This window comes from Lacunimicrobium album, assembly GCF_052161635.1.
Lineage (GTDB): Bacteria > Planctomycetota > Planctomycetia > Planctomycetales > Planctomycetaceae > SXPC01.
In genome coordinates this window covers 4,219,961-4,238,270 of record NZ_CP197413.1, presented here as the reverse complement: position 1 = coordinate 4,238,270, position 18,310 = coordinate 4,219,961, and the positions used below count along the sequence as shown (strand labels likewise).

At 56.2% G+C, this 18,310-nt stretch carries 8 protein-coding genes; 3 read left to right on the top strand and 5 right to left on the bottom strand.

Translation table 11 applies throughout. From position 1 onward, the window contains the following. Window positions 1–46: 46 nt before the first annotated feature. Complete coding sequence (locus SH248x_RS17000; RefSeq protein WP_459555499.1) at window positions 47–2,725, bottom strand: protein-disulfide reductase DsbD family protein; 2,679 nt, start codon at window positions 2,723–2,725, stop codon at window positions 47–49. A gap of 522 nt (window positions 2,726–3,247) precedes the next feature. Here SH248x_RS17000 and SH248x_RS16995 point away from each other — a divergent pair. Further along, window positions 3,248–6,862, top strand: coding sequence for a DUF7133 domain-containing protein (locus SH248x_RS16995; RefSeq protein ID WP_459555498.1), 3,615 nt, complete (start codon window positions 3,248–3,250; stop codon window positions 6,860–6,862). A gap of 96 nt (window positions 6,863–6,958) precedes the next feature. Here the strand turns inward: SH248x_RS16995 and SH248x_RS16990 are convergent, their stop codons facing one another. Both SH248x_RS16990 and SH248x_RS16985 read right to left on the bottom strand, forming a co-directional pair. Next, on the bottom strand, window positions 6,959–7,744 hold the full coding sequence (locus SH248x_RS16990) for an MBL fold metallo-hydrolase (RefSeq protein ID WP_459555497.1): 786 nt from the start codon (window positions 7,742–7,744) through the stop codon (window positions 6,959–6,961). Window positions 7,745–7,990: 246 nt separating this feature from the next. Continuing rightward, window positions 7,991–8,302, bottom strand: coding sequence for a Dabb family protein (locus SH248x_RS16985; protein ID WP_459555496.1), 312 nt, complete (start codon window positions 8,300–8,302; stop codon window positions 7,991–7,993). Between the two features lie 343 nt (window positions 8,303–8,645). Between SH248x_RS16985 and SH248x_RS16980 the strand changes: the two genes are divergently transcribed. Next, window positions 8,646–9,758, top strand: coding sequence for a polyadenylate binding domain-containing protein (locus SH248x_RS16980; RefSeq protein WP_459555495.1), 1,113 nt, complete (start codon window positions 8,646–8,648; stop codon window positions 9,756–9,758). 475 nt (window positions 9,759–10,233) lie between these two features. Here the strand turns inward: SH248x_RS16980 and SH248x_RS16975 are convergent, their stop codons facing one another. Both SH248x_RS16975 and SH248x_RS16970 read right to left on the bottom strand, forming a co-directional pair. Further along, entirely contained in the window at window positions 10,234–13,656 is a 3,423-nt protein-coding gene (locus tag SH248x_RS16975; protein WP_459555494.1) for an efflux RND transporter permease subunit, read from the bottom strand. Window positions 13,657–13,876: 220 nt separating this feature from the next. Beyond that, on the bottom strand, window positions 13,877–15,745 hold the full coding sequence (locus SH248x_RS16970) for an ArnT family glycosyltransferase (protein ID WP_459555493.1): 1,869 nt from the start codon (window positions 15,743–15,745) through the stop codon (window positions 13,877–13,879). 241 nt (window positions 15,746–15,986) lie between these two features. Between SH248x_RS16970 and SH248x_RS16965 the strand changes: the two genes are divergently transcribed. After that, a complete protein-coding gene (locus tag SH248x_RS16965) occupies window positions 15,987–17,918 on the top strand; it encodes an ArnT family glycosyltransferase (protein ID WP_459555492.1) in 1,932 nt (643 codons plus the stop codon). Window positions 17,919–18,310: the final 392 nt, after the last annotated feature.

Genomic DNA, 18,310 nt, shown 5'->3' with positions numbered 1-18,310 from the left:
TGGGGTCAGCTAACAATCCTGATCCCAGCAGCCACCCCTGCACAATTTAGTTTTCGCGATGTTTGGCTACATACTCTTCGAGTGCTTCACGATCTACACTTCCCTCTGGGAGCCACTGGACATTAGGACTACCAATTGATGTCGGTTGAGCTCGTACTGTCTTCGCATCTGCCTTCATCGCAACATCCTTCGTCTCCCAACGCGCCAGTCCCTTCTCGATGAACTCAACGAACACCTGCGGATCCGCATTGTATCCTGCGAGGCGTGAAAGAATTTTCCCATCGGGTGAAACAACCACATAAGCCGGCAGGCTGACGTCGCCGAACCAGTCTTCCTGCAGCTTGATGTTGAGTTTGCGAAGCTTCATACCTTTGACTTTATCGTCGATACCAGGGATGGCATCGGTGTCAGTGAAGAGCTGAACGCGAACAAACTTCGGCAGCAATTCCATCACCTGCGGTTTGACGAGAACCGTCTTTTCCATCTTGCGACAGTTCACACAGTTCACACCGGTGAAGTCCAGCAGCATCGGCTTGCCCTCTGCCTTCGCATACGCAGAGGCGGCTTCGTAGTCGAGTGCGAATTCAAGTCCATGGTGAACGAGGTAAGGTCCAAGGCTGTCCGGAACCGCAGCGACCTCTCGACCGTGACCTGCGGGCGCTGTTTCGAATTCAAAGACCGGCGGAGCAAACGCTTCGATCTGATGCCACACGAAACCGGTCGGCTTCTTAGCCGCAAAGATGCCTTGCGCGAGGTAAGTTCCGAATCCAATGAAGCCCAATGCAATCGCGAACTTGAACACAGACACCTGCTGCGTCGGCATATCGTGAGGCAGTCGGAACATCCCCAAGAGATAGAAGCCAGCCACCAGTGAGAGCACCATCCATGCCGACATCACGAGGCCGTAGTCGAAGAAGTAAGGCTCAGGATTCCACGCCAGATCTGCCACCGACAGGAACTTGAACGCAAACCCGATCTCGATGATCCCGAGCACCACTTTGACGTTGTTCATCCACCCACCCGACTTCGGCAGCGAAGCCAGATAGCTCGGGAACAAGGCCAGAAAGAAGAACGGCAACGCAAACGCAAATGAGAAGCTGAGCATCCCCAGAATCGGCCACAGCAGATCACCACGAGAGGCATAGACCAGCAGCAAGCCGACGAAACCGAACGTACAAGTGAATGACACCAGCGTGAACGTCAAAGCCATGAACAGCACGCCGATAATCCCGCCCTGGCCTTCACGTTGAGCAGACATATTCAGCATCCACGAGGGAACACGAATCTCGAACATCCCCAGCAGATTAAACGCAAAGAAGATCAGGAAGACAGATAAGGCGATATTCAACCAGGCATTGTTCGCGAGAGCAGTTAACGCCGTCGCCCCAAAGAAGACCGCCATCACGACTCCGAGAATCGTGAAGCCGCCCATGATTCCCAGACAGTAGATCGAGGCCAGCACAATTGGATTGCCCTGCTTCTTCTCTGCCTTCTTAAGGAAGAAGCTAACCGTCACCGGAATCATCGGGAAGACACAGGGAGTCAGCAACGCAAGAAGCCCCGCGACAAACGCAGTGATCAGGAACGAAACGAGACCATCTTTACCAAGTCCCTGGACTTCACCCTCAACAGAGACGTCAGAACTCCCAACTGCCCCTTCGACCTCCGGCGTCACAACCACTTCTTCCGCGTTCCCACGCGTTGCGGTCGCTGTCACTGATCCCGCTTGAAAGTTGAACCCGGAATTCACGCAGCGTTGTTCATTGCAGATCTGGAACTTGACTGTTCCCGCTACCCCGACCTCATCAACTTTCACTCCCGGCTGTTTCGTCAGCCAGGTCGTCCAGGTGATTGTGCCTTCGTGAATCTTCTGGACGATCGCGGGATCGTCTTCGAAGGGTTTGTGTTCGTGATGAGCTTCGCTTGGCTGGAAAACACCATCGACCGCTTTCAAGCCGTTGAGGGTCAGGTTGCCGAACGTCGTCGGCTCGCCCACCATGGCAGGGTCCTGGGTGGTTGCAAAGATGTGATAGCCAGGTTTGACCTTCGCGGTGACCGACAGCAGAAACTTGTCCGCATCAACCGACTTGAGAACAACAGCAAACTCAGCCGGCAGATCAGACAGCGACTTCACAGGCGAGGCAGGATCCAGTTCGATCTTGCCGTCAAACGTGACTGCCTGAACCGAATTCTCCATCGTTTCACCTGGCGTGACGGTCAGAGTCGCTTCAAACTCCTGATCGTAGACACGGCAGGCCGATTCATCGCACATCTGGAAATTGACGAGCCCCTTGACCGAAACTTCTGTCTGCCCCGGCAGGACCTGGAGCTTCTTCGTCCACGTCACATGATCAAAGAACTTCTCGAGGTTCTGCTCGAAGGTTTCGTCGTAAGCGATTTTTGGCTCATGATCGGCTTTGTAACCGTCCGACGTCTCGGCCAGCCCTTTGAGGGTGGCCAGATTCACTTTTGTCGCTGCCCCAAACGAGGGGTTCATTGAATAGATGTAACTGCCATCCGGGATCTTAAAAGAGATCTCGAGCGTGACGACATTCGGCTGAGCCGGATCGGCTTTCAGCGTGGACGTCATCGTCGGTTTGCTGGATTTCTGTGTCAGCGAGCCGAATCCAAAATCGTCGCCGCCGAACAGATCCTGAGCCGAACTGCCAGAAGCCAGGCCTGACAACAACGCCAGACTCATCACCACGCACAAAAACTGTCGCATAGTCACGCCATCTTACCGAAAATAAAAAATCAACTGCGAGGGCAAAGCTTCCCTGCAGCTTAAATATCAACACGTTAGGAGGTCGTTAGTGTGACCCAATCCTGACATTTTTGCCACCTCAATTTGCGCAGCCGTCAGGTCAGGTGACATTATAACCCAGCCCGTGCCCGATTTGGGTAGCATCTAAAACATCGACATTTGGAAATGATCCAGACTCGCTTGTCTGTGAAATGTCATTTGTTTGAGGCCAAGTCGCCACAAAGTCTGTCCAGCCGCCCTCATGCAGTAATTGAACATAGAAAAGATAGGCAGGCTGCGCAGCTCACTGCCTTCGCCACTATTCCACAGGACAAAAAGTCCATGTTGATCCGATTTTGATTTTCACGCTAAGATAGCCCACTGGCAAGCCTTACAAGGTTGAACCTCGTAACGACTTGCTGCTGGTGACGTCATCCCGACAGGGCCGTTGGGGGACCGTTTCCAAAATCAGATTTTACACCTTCTGAAGTCATGGACGACGACGTGATTCACGACGCTGCGCGAGAGAGTAGAGTTCAGAAAGTCGAGAGTAGAAAGAATGCTATTCTCTCATTGATCCTTCCAGTCGGATGGCTGTTCCTCGCGGGAATCGCGAACGCCGCTGATGATGGTCGCGATCACCTCATCGTCCCGGATGGCTTTGAAGCAGCGCTCTACTCGAACGATGACCTCGCCCATGACATCTTCTGCATGACGACCGATGCACAGGGTCGCATCGTTGTCTCCGGCCCTGGCTACGTCAAAATCCTCGAAGACACCGATCAAGACAACCGCGCCGACAAAGTCATCACCTTCGCCAACGGCCCGGCTGAAGGTGCTCAAGGGATGTACTTCGATGGCCCTGACCTGCTCTGCATCGGCAACGAAGGCCTCCTGCGTTACGTCGACCGCAACCGCGATGGCCAAGCCGACACGGCTCCTCAGCTAATGCTCAAGCTCCCAACCGGCGGCGAACACAACACACACGCAATTCACCGCGGTCCCGATGGTGCCTGGTACGTCATCTGTGGCAACTCGTCCAACATCACGCACCACTATGCGACGCTGAAGACTTCTCCTTTGAAGACGGCTCGCGCCGGGGCCATCCTGCGTCTGAACCCGACACTCTCGGGCGGCGAGATCTTCGCGGAAGGCTTCCGCAATGCCTACGACTTCGACTTCACCAACGACGGCGAGATCCTCTCCTACGACAGCGATGGCGAACGCGATGTCTCACTCCCCTGGTATCGCCCCTGTCACCTGTATCACACGATGACCGCTTCCGATCAAGGCTGGCTGTCACTGCATTGGAAACAGCCCGCTTACGCCCTCGAAATTGCCCCCGTCGTCGATGACACGGGTCGCGGTTCTCCCACGGGGCTCATCGCTTACCGTCACAAGTCGTTCCCCGAGATTTACCGGAACGCCGTCTTCGGCCTCGACTGGACCTTTGGCAAGATCTGGGCTTTCAAGCTGTCTCGCAACGGGGCGACTTATAAGTCCGAAAAAGAACTCTTCGCACAGGCCCGAGGTAACTTCGGCTTTGCGCCGACCTCGGGAGTCGTCGGTAAAGACGGTGCGCTGTATGTGGCGGTTGGTGGTCGTGGAACCCAGGGTGCGGTCTACCGTATCGCAGCCAAAGCGACTGCTCCTGAGATTCCCAACACGATCGATACCAACGAAATCACACAGTTCGAACTCCCCATCACCGATCCCGCCATCACACCCGCAGGCGGTCAAGCGCCCGTTAGCAACATGCCGGTCATCACTCCCGGCGCCCTCAGCAAAGACGAGCTGACCGCTCCTCAGGAACTCCCTGTCCGGCCGATCGCCTATCAAACGTCCAAGCCAGTCGTCAACGATCAGACGAAAACCGCAGCCGCGACGACGACCATTAAAAAGCCCGAGCCCGCACCCGCCAAATTTCATCCCAACGGTTTGATCGATGTCCTCGAAGCGCCTCAGCCACTCTCCAGCTGGTCACGTCAGGAGTGGGTTCCCAAAGCCTTTAACCTTCGTGAGCAGGCCTTCATCGCTGCTGCACTCGACACCAATCTGACGACGTCTCAACGCATCCGCGCCATCGAAATCCTCACCGAACTCTTCTCGGGTGTCGACCGAGACATGATGGGCAAGCTGGCTCTCGACCCGACCCCTGCCATCCGCGCCCGCGCTGTCTGGGGTTGGGGCCGAAGCTTCCCCGCCAATCCTCACCGAGCCGTCATCCGACCGTACCTGATCGATCAGGACGCCTGGGTCTGCCGTTGTGCTCTCGAATCACTTCTCTCGACCGATCCCGTCACGCTGAATACCTTCCGTCTGGAAATTGCCAAGGCCATGGGTAACGACGACCGTCAGGTCCGTCTGCTGGCAACCAAGCTCTCGGTGCGTCTCAACGAACGTGACTTCCGCGCCCTCAGTGCCGATGCTGTCAAAGGGGGCTGGGCCGGGGCACTTCATGTCGGCCTCGCTTACGCGGCCCGCACTGGCAAGGTCAACGCCTACGCGCTCAACATCGGGACGCAGATCGTTCGCAACAAGGAACTGGCCAACCTGCACCTTGATGCGGTTCTGCTGATCCAAGCAGCCCTCGGAACCGTCGGTCCTGCACCCAATGTTGTTCCCGTCTTTGAAAGCTACACCCCCCTCTACAACCTCTCGAAGAACGAACGCGACCTCGACCCCGTCCGCATCGCGCTGGCGGAGATCTACCCCACGAGCAATCCCCAGGTGAACCACGAGATCGTTCGCACGTTCGCGATGCTGCAGACGTACAACGCGCAGACCGTCACTGCACTCCTCTCACAAATCACGCCTGAATCCGATCCGGTCGATGATCTTCACATTCTGTTCGCCCTCGGCGTCATCCCGGCTGATCGTGACTCCGCTCAATTGAACGCGACCGCCGCGGCTTTCCTCGACCTCAGCAAGAAGATTCGTGAACGCGGTTACGTCATCGAAACACACTTCGATGACCGCATGGACGAAACCTACGAAGCCCACGTCAAAACATCCCCCGGACTCACCGATGCCATCGTCGGGCACGCGAACTTCGGTCACCCCGACCACGTTCGCTTCCTCTCACAGATCCGGGAAGAACAGATCGAAGGCGCCTTCGAATCCTTCGTCAAGAAACTGATGGAAGATCCCGAAAACTATCCCTGGACCGAAGACTCCGTTTTCGTCCTCGGCCAGACAGAGATCCCCGAAGTTCTCGACATGATCCGCGAACACGCCGACGACAACGCCCTGCGTCCCGCCGTCATGATGGCCCTATCCGAACTCGGCGATCCGGCTGACCGTGCCCTGATTCTCAGCGGCATGGCCGACTATCAGGTCGATGTCGTCGCAGCCTGCCTGACCTATTTCCAGGCTGACCCCCAGGCGATCACGCCTGATGAGATGGTCCAAATGTACGCCGCGGCTCGCCGTCTCGATCAGGGTGAAATGGCCTACCAGGTCCGCTCCGACATCATGGACCTCCTCTTCGCCAAGACCGGCCAGACACACGGCTTCATCTCAGGCAGCCTCGGCTTCCGCGATCAGACCCAATCGCTGCTCACCTGGCGAGACTGGCTGACGAAGTCCTATCCCGATCAGATGAAAGAACTCGCCGGCCAGGATCCACAATCACTCGATACCTGGATGAAGAAACTCGAAACCGTCAACTGGTCGTCAGGCGACTTCACCCGTGGCCAGCATGTCTTCAATCAGGCCTCCTGCAGTCGCTGTCACGGCGGCGCGAAAGCCCTCGGTCCTGACCTCGCCGGTGTCTCGAACCGCTTCTCGAAAGCAGATCTGCTGACCGCGATCGTCGCCCCGAACCGCGATGTCTCCGCCCGTTATCAGACCCTCACCATCAGCACGGTCCAGGGCAAAGTCTACACCGGCCTGATCGTCTATGAAGCCAAAGACGGACTCGTCCTGCGAGACTCAAGCAACAACACCTTCCGCATCGAAGCCAAAGACATCGACGCCAAACAACCCAGCAACCTCTCCCTGATGCCCGAAGGCCTGCTCGACAAACTCACCGACCAGGAAGTCGCTGACCTCATGGCCTACCTGCAAGGCATCGGCCAAACCAAAATCGCCACTCCCGCAACCAGCACCACCAAGTAATCAGTACGCTAAATGTGTGCCACGGCCGTGCCGGCCGTGCAACTTCGCATAACGCTCTCATCAGATCGAACACGGCTGACACAGCCGTGGCACACCTTACTTAGGCCCGGTCCCCTCAAGGATCTCTTTCTCCCACTCATCGAGCAGCGGCCAGTCGATGGCGCAAGTCCCGAAGTCGGCCATGTAGAGATAACCCTTCAGGCGGTCAATCGTCTTCTGAAGCAGCTTCTTATCATTGCGAAACGCAGGACCGTGACTTGGCAGCAGCCACTCGACATCCGAATCGCGAATCCGCTCCAGCGACGCGATGAAGTCCGGAATATCGGATCCATGGTGAGCATCGATCGTCCCGACGCATCCATCGCGGAAAATGTTGTCGCCCGAGAACAGCAGGTTCCCCATGCGGAACGACAGCTGACCATGAGCATGCCCGGGCGTATGCCAGACCGTCAGCTCTTTCGAGCCGACGATGAGCTTGTCCCCTTCGTTGATTTCCTGATCGACTTTCAAATCCGGCAGGTCGATCGAAATATCCTGAGCCGTGATTTCCGCGAACGTCATGATCCGGTCTTTATTGCGGAACAGCTCAGCGGTGTGCGGATGCCCGACGACCTTCGCGTCAGGCAGGAACTCTTTGGCTTTGTAGAAGCCCTGAATGTGATCAACGTCCGCATGGGAAGCCACCAGATACTTGCAGCCAGCCAGTGGAAAATCCATCTGACGGATCAGTTCGATGATCTCCGGGACGGTGTCTTCGTACCCGATATCAATCAGCAGCCAGTCATTCCCGTCATAGACGAGGTAAATGCTGCAGCCCAGGCGTCGTCGGGCCTGAAAGTTGAGCTCAATGACATTCGGGAAAAGTTCACGACGTTCAATCATGACGGGCGATCCTGGAGCAAACAAAGAGGTGAGGCGTCCGTTTATCGAATTGTAGGTTTTCACCTGCAGCAAACCAAGCCGGAGGGACGTAATTGGTAATTAGGAATTGGTAATTAGCCGGAAGCTTCGCAAAGGCTGTCGTATGCGGCGAGCTGACAGATCTCGGCTATTTAGTTGTCAAAACGCTTCGAACGGGCGAAGCGGGTCGGCCAATTACCAATTACCAATTACCAATTACCATTCTCATCAGGCTTTCACGATCCCGGCATCATAAACCTTCACAGCCTTCCACCCTGACTTGAACTTCGCGATGAACTCCAGGTGACGCGGGGCGACCTGATAGGCATCGTGAGCTTCGGTCGACTCGAAAATCGTATGCAGCGCGACATGATAATCCGTCTGGTTGACCGGACGATTGTACTGCTCCGCTCGCGTTCCGGTCCCATAGAACACACACCCCGGATGCCCTGACAGGTATTCATTGCAGGCAGCCACGAGGGCATTGATATTTTCCGACGTCGGATCGTTCAGTTCGAAATACACGATGTGAGCCAGCATGGAACGCGTCCTTCCCAAAAGCGCAAGTAGTCGAGGATGACTCTGACTATCCACGATCAACAGGGAATGTCAACTCTGAGGGAATTCCCAAACGGCCTGCCTGGACGTTGAAGCTCGTCACTTGAACATCAATGGAAGATGGTCAAAGACCCATTCCAGAGAACCGGCCAGGTCACCCAGGCAGAAAAATCGCGACAATCGGAACTTTCCCTACAGAACAGTCTCCGATTATGCCGACAACAAGGATTATGCGGCGCCACGTGACTGGGTCAGTATGCCTGCAGAGTACCCAGCCTCACATTAGAGTTGCCCAAACCACGCAGATTCGTCGGAGTGTCAGTTTATGAATCGTATTCTCGTCCCTCTTCTGGCTGTCGTGTGTCTCGGCCTCACCGCGACCAGCGCCTCAGCTCAGCTGGTTGGTGGGTTTGAAGTTTCTCCTGTGGGGTTCCGTCATAACCATGGCGGCGGATTCGGCGGGCCGGTTTACGGTGCCCCGATGATGGGCTCACCTTCTTATGTCGATCCTGGCATGGGCTTTGGGGGTGGCGGTTGTGGATGTGGCGGGTTCGGGATGTGTGGACGATGCAAACCCAGTCTGCGTGAACGCATCTGGGGCAACCGCATGGAACGCTTCGAGCGACGCGAAACTCGTCAGATGAACCGCTTCTGTCGTCGCTGCAGCCGATTCAACTGTGGCTGTGCCATGCCTTTGTGTGCTCCGACCTGTGCCCCATCATGTGCTCCCGTGACGACCTATGTCCCACGTCAGTGCATCACCTATCAACAAGTCCCGGTGACGACCTACCGCACGGAAGCTTACTGTGAAACGGTCCCCGTCACCGTCTATCAGCAACAAGTCCGATACCGTCAGGTTCCGGTTCAATCGATGCAGGTCGTCCCGAAAATGACGACGACCATGGTCCCTCAAACAACCTACGCCCCTCAAGGCGGCTGCAGCACGTGTGGCCCGAGCCCGATGATGGGTGGCAGCATGATGAGCACTCCCGGCCTGCCTTATCCTGGCGTGGGAATGCCCGGCGGCAGCTCGGCTCCGATGACTCCCGTCATGCCACCAAGTTCGGAAGCAGCTCCGCCTCCTGGCTCAACCTCGTATATGCCACCAACATACTCGAACGTCCCCAGCTACGGCGTTCCAACGCCCACCGCAGACCCCAGCCTGCAGTTGAGCCCGAACCTCGATACGACCTGGCAGACCGTTCCCTCTCGTCACGATCCACGCACCAGCTACTACGATTACCGTGGCAGCAGTGATGACCGCTACAACAGCAACAACGACTATCGCAGTAATGATTACCGCAACAACAACGGCTACCGCATGGTCGCCTACGACGACGAACCAGCCCCTCACCCCTCATCAGTCGGCCGCTTCCGCGCTCCGACTGCCGCAGGCGTCTGGCAGTCACAAGCCGCAACGGGCACCGTCTACCGCTAAGACATAAGCCAGCACAGACATTCTTGTCTGTGCAATCTCAAAACAACCCGTGGGGAAACCGGGACCGTGGGAGCCGAGAGTTCATCTCGTCTCCCATTTTTTATGCGCTTTGATCAACAAAGAGCCGAGAGTTTCACCACAGAGGTCACGGGGTCACACAGAGGTACGCAGAGAAAACGAGAGGCTCTTTTTTCTCACGGTGACTCTCTGGTACTCGGTGTTCTCTGTGAACTCTGTGTCAATATGCGTTTTGAACCGCAGATCAACGCGGGCGAACGCAGATGGAGAGAAGATGGGCAGAATGCATGGCTGCCTTGAGTGATTCACGTAACCTGAAAGCCTTTTCTCATCTGTGTCGATCTGTGTTCATCCGTGGTTTACTTCTCATTTCGACTTGGTGTCTTTGTCGCCGGTGAGGGAACACTTTCTGTGATTTCGCTGATCAAGACGCCAAATCTGGATTCGAAGTCCGCCTCTAAGAATGAACGACGACTCGTTCTGGTTCAGAGACTTCCCGGTCCTCGAGTTCGTTGGGTGTAGTCCCGACCAGGAACCTGTAGAACGATCGGAACAGGCCGATCAGGTCATCCAAAATCATGTTCATACAGGGAATCAGAATCAGCGTCAGCACCGTCGCGAATGCCAGTCCAAAGGTCAGCGTAACCGCCATCGGAATCAAGAACTTCGCCTGAAACGATTTCTCCATCATCAGAGGCGCCAGCCCCGCGATCGTTGTCAGGCTCGTCAGCAGAATTGCCCGCAAACGTGATCTAGCTCCCAGGACGCTCGCTTCGAAGACATTCTTCCCCTGGCGACGCAGCTCATTGATAAAGTCCACCAGCACCAGGGAATCGTTCACCACAATTCCCGAGAGCGCCACCAGTCCGATCAGACTCAGAATCGTCGCCGGGTTGCCGGTGATCCAGTGCCCGATGATCGCGCCCTGGATCCCGAACGGAATCGCCAGCATCACCACCAGAGGCTGAAAGTAAGAACGGAACAGTCCCGCGATCATCATGTAAATGATCAGGAACGCCACCGGAAACGCGAGCGTCAAACCTGCAAAGGATTTCGCCTGCTCCTCCGACGTTCCAAGAAACTCGAACCGAACACTCGGATGCTCCCGCTGGATGTCCGCCAGCGCCGATTCGCGGAACTTCGTCATGACTTCATTCAGATTTCCCAACGTCGAATCGACATCTCCGCGGACCGTAACGCTGCGTTCCTGAGCAGAACGATGGATCGTTGTGAAGCCCAGCTTCTCTTCGATATGAGCCACTTCGCTGATGGGAATCCAACGCAGCTGCGAACGGATTTTCGCCATCTCACTGTCTGCGGAAATCGCCTGATCGTTCATCGCCAGGGAAGGCCTTGGCACCCAGAGCTCTTCGAGTTGAAAGACATCCTTGCGATACTCCTCCGGCAGGCGAACCATGATTTTCACATCCTCGCGGTTCCGGGTGACGCGCCGCGCCTCGGCTCCATACAGAGCATTTCGCACGAAGGTCCCCAGATCAGAAACCGTGATTCCCGTAGGCCGAGCCGACTCCAACAACGTCAGACGCGCTTCCTGTTTGCCCAGATCGAAGTTGTCTTCCAGGTCCACAACACCCTGATACTGATTCAACTCCTGCTTGATTCTCGTGCTGACTTCGACGACCTCATCGAAGTCCTTCCCGGAGATTCGCATCTCGATGTCCTTGCCAGCCGGCCCACCGGAAAATGCTTCCCAGACAACGGAGTTCACCCCGGGAATCGTGGCCGAAAACTTTCTCATGTCCGAAAGCAACGCTTCGCTCGACTTGAGCCCTTCAGCTTCGCGCTTGTCCGACTCTTTCAATTCGATGATCAGCTGCCCCAGGTGTGGCTGGACATCCGACCCGACGGCTCCCGTTCCGCCGATATTGACCTGAAAGCCTGCCTGCATCTGCACAGAGACGACCTCAGGCTGCTCAAGCACCTTGTCGGAAATCGCGATCAGGCGTTGACGGGTCTCATCAATGACCGTCCCCACCGGCATCTCCAGTTCCATCAGGACCGTCTCAGAATCCATCTTCTGAATGAACTCGAATTTCACGATCCCCGCCGCGACTAACCCGAACGACAAACACAGCGTACACATCGCGATCGCCACCGTCACATAACGCCAGCGCAATGACACGAGCAACAGCCACTCATACGGCTTCAACATCGTCTGTTCCATCATCCAGGTCTGAAGCAACCCGAGACGATGGAAGAACCCGGAGATCCCTCGAGGACGATTTGATTCGTCATAGCGTTTCACCTTCGGCAAGTGAGCCAGGTGAGCCGGCAGAATGAAGAGCGCTTCGAGCAACGACACGGTCAACGCCGCCGTCACGACCAGGGGGAGTTCCCGGAAAAATGTCCCGATCCTGCCTGTGATAAACAGCAGCGGAAGAAACGCGCCGATTGTCGTTGTCACCGAGACAATCACCGGCCACATCACCCCATCCGTCGCCCGGATCGCCGCTTCCCTGGCCGGCATTCCGTTCTCGACGCTGGTATAAATATTCTCGCCAATGACGATCGCATCATCGACGATGATCCCGAGCACAATAATCAGCCCGAACATCGAAAGCAGATTGATCGTCACCCCAAAAAGCGACATGAGGATGAACGTCCCCATGAAGGACACTGGCAGTCCCATCGCGACCCAGAACGCCACCCGCCAGTTCAAAAACAAATTGAGCACCAGCAAGACGAGAATCAAACCCGACTGCCCGTTGCGAATCATCAGATCAAGTCGCCCCGTCACAAAGCGAGACAGGTCACTGTACAGCGCCAGATTGAACTTGTGAGGAAACGGCCTCGCCAGCGAGTTCTCATAAACTGCTTGTGGATCCGGACGTCCCACGACGGCAGCGACAATCTTATTTGTCCAGACTCCCGCCAGCGCAAATGGCTTCCAGTACCACGGCTGTGCATAGGCGTCATTGAAACCCCAGGCATCAAATGGCTCGCCCTTTTTCCCCGCGATATACGCCTTGATGATCGTCGCGATCTGGATCGCATCCTGCGTCTTCGTTTTTTGAATGATCAGGTTCGCAGACCGCTTGCCATTGAAGTAGTTGTCGATATCCGTCTCGACAAATTCATCCCGGATCGTTGCGATGTCCTTCAGGAGAATCCGCTGACCTGACGTCGTCGCGAAGACTTCAATATCTTCCAGGTCGACGCCGCGTGATTCTTCTCCCAGAACACGCACCGACACATTCGCAGCATCCCCCTTTAAGTTCCCCGACGAAACATCAAGATTCGTTTTCCGAATCGCTTCAGCAACTTCGTTCAGCGTCAGGTCAAACTTCCTCAGCGTCTCGGGATCGATCTCCACCGAGATCTCATCTTCCCGTGTCCCCGACAGCTGAATCTCACTGACCCCCGGCAGCAGCAACAATTCATCACGCAAGTCTCGCGCAGCCTGCTTGAGTTCCTTCTCAGATCCATCGCCATAAATCGCGACACTAATCACCGGCAGCGTCGGCTCTGCTTTTCTCGCCGTCAGCCGTTCGAGGTCTACGGGCATGTTGTCGATGGCTTTGATTTCCATATCGACTTCCTGCAGAACCGCGTCAACGTCTTTGACCTCGTTGAAAAGCGTCAGCGTCGTGACGGACATCCCTTCACTGATTTGAGAATCGATCTTCTCGATCCCCTCGATATCCCGACACGCCTCCTCGATCTTGATCGTGACCGCTTTCTCGAGTTCCTCCGGCTGCGTCGCTGGATAAACCGCCGTCACGATGATCGCATCCGGACGCGACTCCGGAAACATTTCACGGACAAGCGTAAACGCAAACCCCGACCCCGCAATCAACAACACCGCCATCAGCATGTTGACCAGAACCGAGTTATTCACAGAAAAACGTGCAGGCGACATAGCTGATCTTTATTTAGCCCCCGGCGAGTCACCGGGGGGATTTATCTTTGTTCCTTCTCCCTTGAGGGGAGCGGCTTTAAGTCCTTCTCCCTTGAGGGGAGAAGGTGGCAGCGCTTCGCTGACGGATGAGGGTGGGGCATAGGCACTAACCGACTCACATTCGCACCGAGACACAACGCCCCCCCGATTATAGAACAACCGGCGAACTCCGCGAGAAGTTTCATCTGCTTTCTTGTCGCGGGGCCGACACTGGCGTGATCTTCCGCTCAACCAAATCGACCAGATAAACATACCGCCGTGGAAACAACTCCGCGACTTTCTCCGGCGGGTACTTCTCCGGCAGATAACGAACTCTGACGACCGGGCCATCCAACGTCGGCAGATTGATCACATAATCCAGGTGGCGATCCTCGGGCTTCTGTCGAATGATCGCCACCGCTGGTTTTTGCAGCGTATCGAGGGCTTTATTCATCTTCGCATGTTCGCCCCGCGCGAACTGCAGGTTACCAATCCCCTGATGCAGCCAGCTGTTCCACAAGGGATCTAGACTCGTATGAGCCGTCACCCAGGCGATCAGAAACATCCCGATCAACCAGGCCGACCACTGCGGCCGAATCAGCCAGTTCTTACTCTCGCGACCACACACCGCCTTGACCAGATCCACAATCCCGACCGCAGCAATGATGAGCAGCAGCGGCCCTGCTTCATACACATAGTGGTAGTGAAACATCCCGTCGAACCAGTACGGAATGTGAACCACATATAACAGCACCACAGACGCCAGCAGCAGCCACGCCATCGACCGGTTGTCGTATCGCAGCGTGACAAACACCACCAACACCACCACCAGCGGGATCGGTCCCCACGTCCATTTCAGATTCGAGACGACCCGGTTTTTTAAGTTCGTCCATGCCAGTTTCGCATCCAGGTTCTCAGCCCAGATGTCGTAATTCTCGATCACATCGATCGGGAGATTCTCTGCTTTCGCCTTCGCAATCCACTCCTCACCTTTGACGCGGTTATCAAACCCGAAGACATGCCGCGGCGTGTAATACTCGGTGTACTGCGAATAAGGGGTCGTCGTCATCGACCCGGTTGTCGCCTGGTTATAAACCAGCATGAACCCCATCCCCAGCGCAATCGGCGTGACGAACAACCCCGTCGAAACCATCGCCAACGCCAGCTGTTTCTCCCGCGACTGCCTCACCAGCCAGAACAGATACGCCACCGCAAACGGCAGACAGACCGCCAGCGCCGTCAAAGGACGCGACAGCATCGCGACCGTCAGCCCCAGACTCGCCAGCAGCAGGTCGTTTCGTGACGAATATTTCCAGAACCTGATCAGACAGAAAATGAACAGATAAAGCCCCATCAAAGTCGCATGGTGAGACAGAATCATGTTCGAAAAGAACTCGATCGTCGGCGAACAGGAGGTCAGTAACCCCGCCACAACACCCGTCCAATACCCCCCGATTTCGCGTCCAATCCCGAATGCCAGCATCGCCGTGATCGCACACGCGACCCAGTTCGAAACATACGGCATATCAAACGCCAGAAACGGTGCCACCCAGACCCCGACGCCCGGAAAGTACCGACTCGCAAAATGCCCGTCGGAGATATTCAGGACATGCATCATGTCCACCAGCTTCCGATCTTCCCCCAACCCGGGATTCGTCAGACGTCCATTGAGAAACGTCTCAGCCTGGAAAAGATAGCTGTATTCATCATGCACCGCCGGCGGCAACCCATCGCAGTAACTCGCGACCAGTGCAAGGTTTATGAACGTCACCAGCCCAATTCCCCACGCCGTCAACCACACCTGCAGCAGCCCTGGTTCAGACTCTGGCTTTAACCACCGGAACCAGCCCCTTGGCAACATCAAAATTGCCGGAAGCGCAAACATCCATAGCACATACGGCGATGTGTCCGCAATAAACAGCTGCATCCACGCGGCCAACCCGTTTGGACTGGAAAGGACCTGCGACCACAGCGGAATCTCAAACGGCAGGATCAATAACAGGACCGACGCCACCATCAACCCGATGGCAACCAGCACCCGTCGATCAGACCACGAAGAAGGGGACATCATGACATTCCATCTCTTTAGCCCCCGGCCAGTGACCGAGGACAAACCGCGTTCAATCCAACACCAACAGTATCACCGATGCCCGCCCTCCAACGCCAGCGTCTCTGACGGGTTGCTCTTCTAAAGAAATCCCCTTTTCCCTAGACTATCGCGGCTTATTCGTCTGCCAAAGCCGCCCCGGTCGGGTCGCGGAACCGGCGGAAGCTCGCGCGGAACGCGGGCCCAATCGTTCATGGATGGACCAATGTTTTCAAAATTCTCGTCATCGCGGTTCGACTACCTTTGGATCGGCCTGTTCGCAGGTCTGCTGATCTTTTTCAACCTCGGAACCGCGAAGCTGTTTGATGAAGACGAGCCCAAAAACGCTGAATGCGGGCGCGAGATGTTCGAACGTGGCGACTGGATCGTCCCGACGTTCAACTACGAACTCCGCACCGACAAGCCAATCATGATCTACTGGCTGATGCTCTGCTCGTTCAACGTTTTCGGCGTCAGCGAATTCGCCGCCCGACTCCCCAGCGCCCTCATGGCCCTCGGCACGATGTGCAGCATCTACGTCATCGCCCGACACCTCTTCGACCGCACCACCGGCCTCGTCGCCGCCTGCGCCCTCGGCAGCTGTCTGATGTACGTCACGATCGCGCGAGCCTCCACCCCCGACTCGACGCTGATCTTCTTCATCGTCCTCTCCCTCGCCATGTACGTCGTCTGGAGTCTCCCCAAATCACTGAACGGACTATCCGAATCCGAGGGTGGCCCAGCCGTTCACGGCTGGGTTGCGCAGCAACAAGACGCGTCACCATCCGCGATCAACTCCACATCCAACCCTCATTCGCCCCTGCAGTGGCCAGCCAAGTACCTGCCACGCCAAAACTGGCAATACCTCGCCATGTACGCCGTCATGGGCTGTGCCGTCCTCTCCAAAGGCCCCGTCGGCTTCCTCCTCCCCTGCACCATCATCGGTTTAACGCTGCTCTGGCTCGGCTACCTCGAACGAACCCAGACATCGCCTTCCACTGTAAAAACCAGCCTGCTCAAGTCGACACAAAACTACCTGATCGCCCTCCTCAGCGTCTTCTCACCGATCGCCTTCGGCAAAGCGGTCCTCTCAATGCGAGTCTGGTGGCTGGTCTTGAGTCTCGCCGTTGTTGCGTTGCCCTGGTACGTCGCTGTCGGCATCGCGACTGACGGGGCCTGGCTGGAAGGATTCCTCGGCGGGCACAACGTCGGACGTTTCCTCAAGCCGATGGAACAACACAGCGGCCCGTTCTTCTACTACATCCCCGTCGTGCTGATGGGCTTTTTCCCCTGGTCAGCGTTTCTCCCGCTGGCGATGGTGGAGGGGGCGATGGAAATTAGAAATTGGAAATTGGAAATTGGCCGATCAAAGAATTTAGTTGGTTATGTTTTCTTACTCTCCTGGGTGCTCGTCTACATCTGCTTCTTCTCGGTCGCGCAAACGAAGTTGCCGAATTATGTGCTGCCTTGTTATCCGGCGCTGGCAGTGTTGACATCAGCCTTGCTCGTTCGTTGGACGCGTGGCGAGATGGTTCTCTCGGCGAAGTACATCAGCTGGGGCGCCTACACGTGGATCGCTGCGGGCATCGGCCTCATGGTCGGCTTGACGGTCGCTGGAGGGGTCATTCTTCAAGGGACTTACTGGCTCGGACTCCTCGGACTCGTTCCGCTCGCCGGTGGGTTGATTCTACTCTGGCAGGAACGCCAGCCGGCGTATTTGAGCGATCTGAAACTCGGCCGACTCCCCGCCGTCATCGCGACGGCAGGACTCTTCGTCCTGGCCGCTATCAATCTCGCTGCTGACCCGATCAGCCAGCAGCAGGACGGCCCGCACTACGGCGAACTCAGCCAGCAACTCGCCGGCGAATCACGCGAACTCGGCACGTTCGAATTCTTCTCCCCCAACCTCGTCTTCTACGGCGAAAAACAAGTCGCCCGCATCAAAGACGTCGACCACCTGACCCGCTTCCTGTCTGAGAATCCAGGCGGCATGGTCCTGACCCGCTCCGACAAATACGAACTCTACAAAAACGACCTCCCGCCCGACATCATCATCGCCGACCGACGCCCCCGCTTCCTCCGCCAGCACGACCTCCTCCTCCTCATCCACCGCAGCAGCGAAGTCGCCAAAAGCGAAGTGCTGAGCGTGATCCGATAGCCGCCTTGGTCCTTCTCCCTTGAGGGGAGCGGTTTTCAGTCCCTTCTCCCTTGAGGGGAGCTGTGTTAAATCCTTCTCCCTTGAGGGGAGAAGGTGGCAGCGCTTCGCTGACGGATGAGGGTGGGGCATAGGCACTCATTCGCCCCCATTGACGTAGCCAGCAACAGGCCATCGGTCGCAGAGATTCACCACAAAGGCACGTAGTCATGAGTCAGTATAAAGCGACACTGCTGTCGTTTGTTCTGGGTTTCTTGCTGTTCTCGCCAGTACTTTTTCTGCTTGCATATCCGGCAATTTGCATCGGAATGGACAAAGTCATTTCGAAGAATTCAACTGTCAGACTTAGCCAAACTGCATATACAATTTGCGACTTCGCTCCGATTCTCGAAGAT

Coding starts and splice junctions, on each gene's coding strand:
- SH248x_RS17000 (WP_459555499.1), bottom strand. CDS start 2,725: ATGCGACAGTTTTTGTGCGTGGTGATGAGTCTGGCGTTGTTGTCAGGC.
- SH248x_RS16990 (WP_459555497.1), bottom strand. CDS start 7,744: ATGATTGAACGTCGTGAACTTTTCCCGAATGTCATTGAGCTCAACTTT.
- SH248x_RS16985 (WP_459555496.1), bottom strand. CDS start 8,302: ATGCTGGCTCACATCGTGTATTTCGAACTGAACGATCCGACGTCGGAA.
- SH248x_RS16980 (WP_459555495.1), top strand. CDS start 8,646: ATGAATCGTATTCTCGTCCCTCTTCTGGCTGTCGTGTGTCTCGGCCTC.
- SH248x_RS16975 (WP_459555494.1), bottom strand. CDS start 13,656: ATGTCGCCTGCACGTTTTTCTGTGAATAACTCGGTTCTGGTCAACATG.
- SH248x_RS16970 (WP_459555493.1), bottom strand. CDS start 15,745: ATGATGTCCCCTTCTTCGTGGTCTGATCGACGGGTGCTGGTTGCCATC.
- SH248x_RS16965 (WP_459555492.1), top strand. CDS start 15,987: ATGTTTTCAAAATTCTCGTCATCGCGGTTCGACTACCTTTGGATCGGC.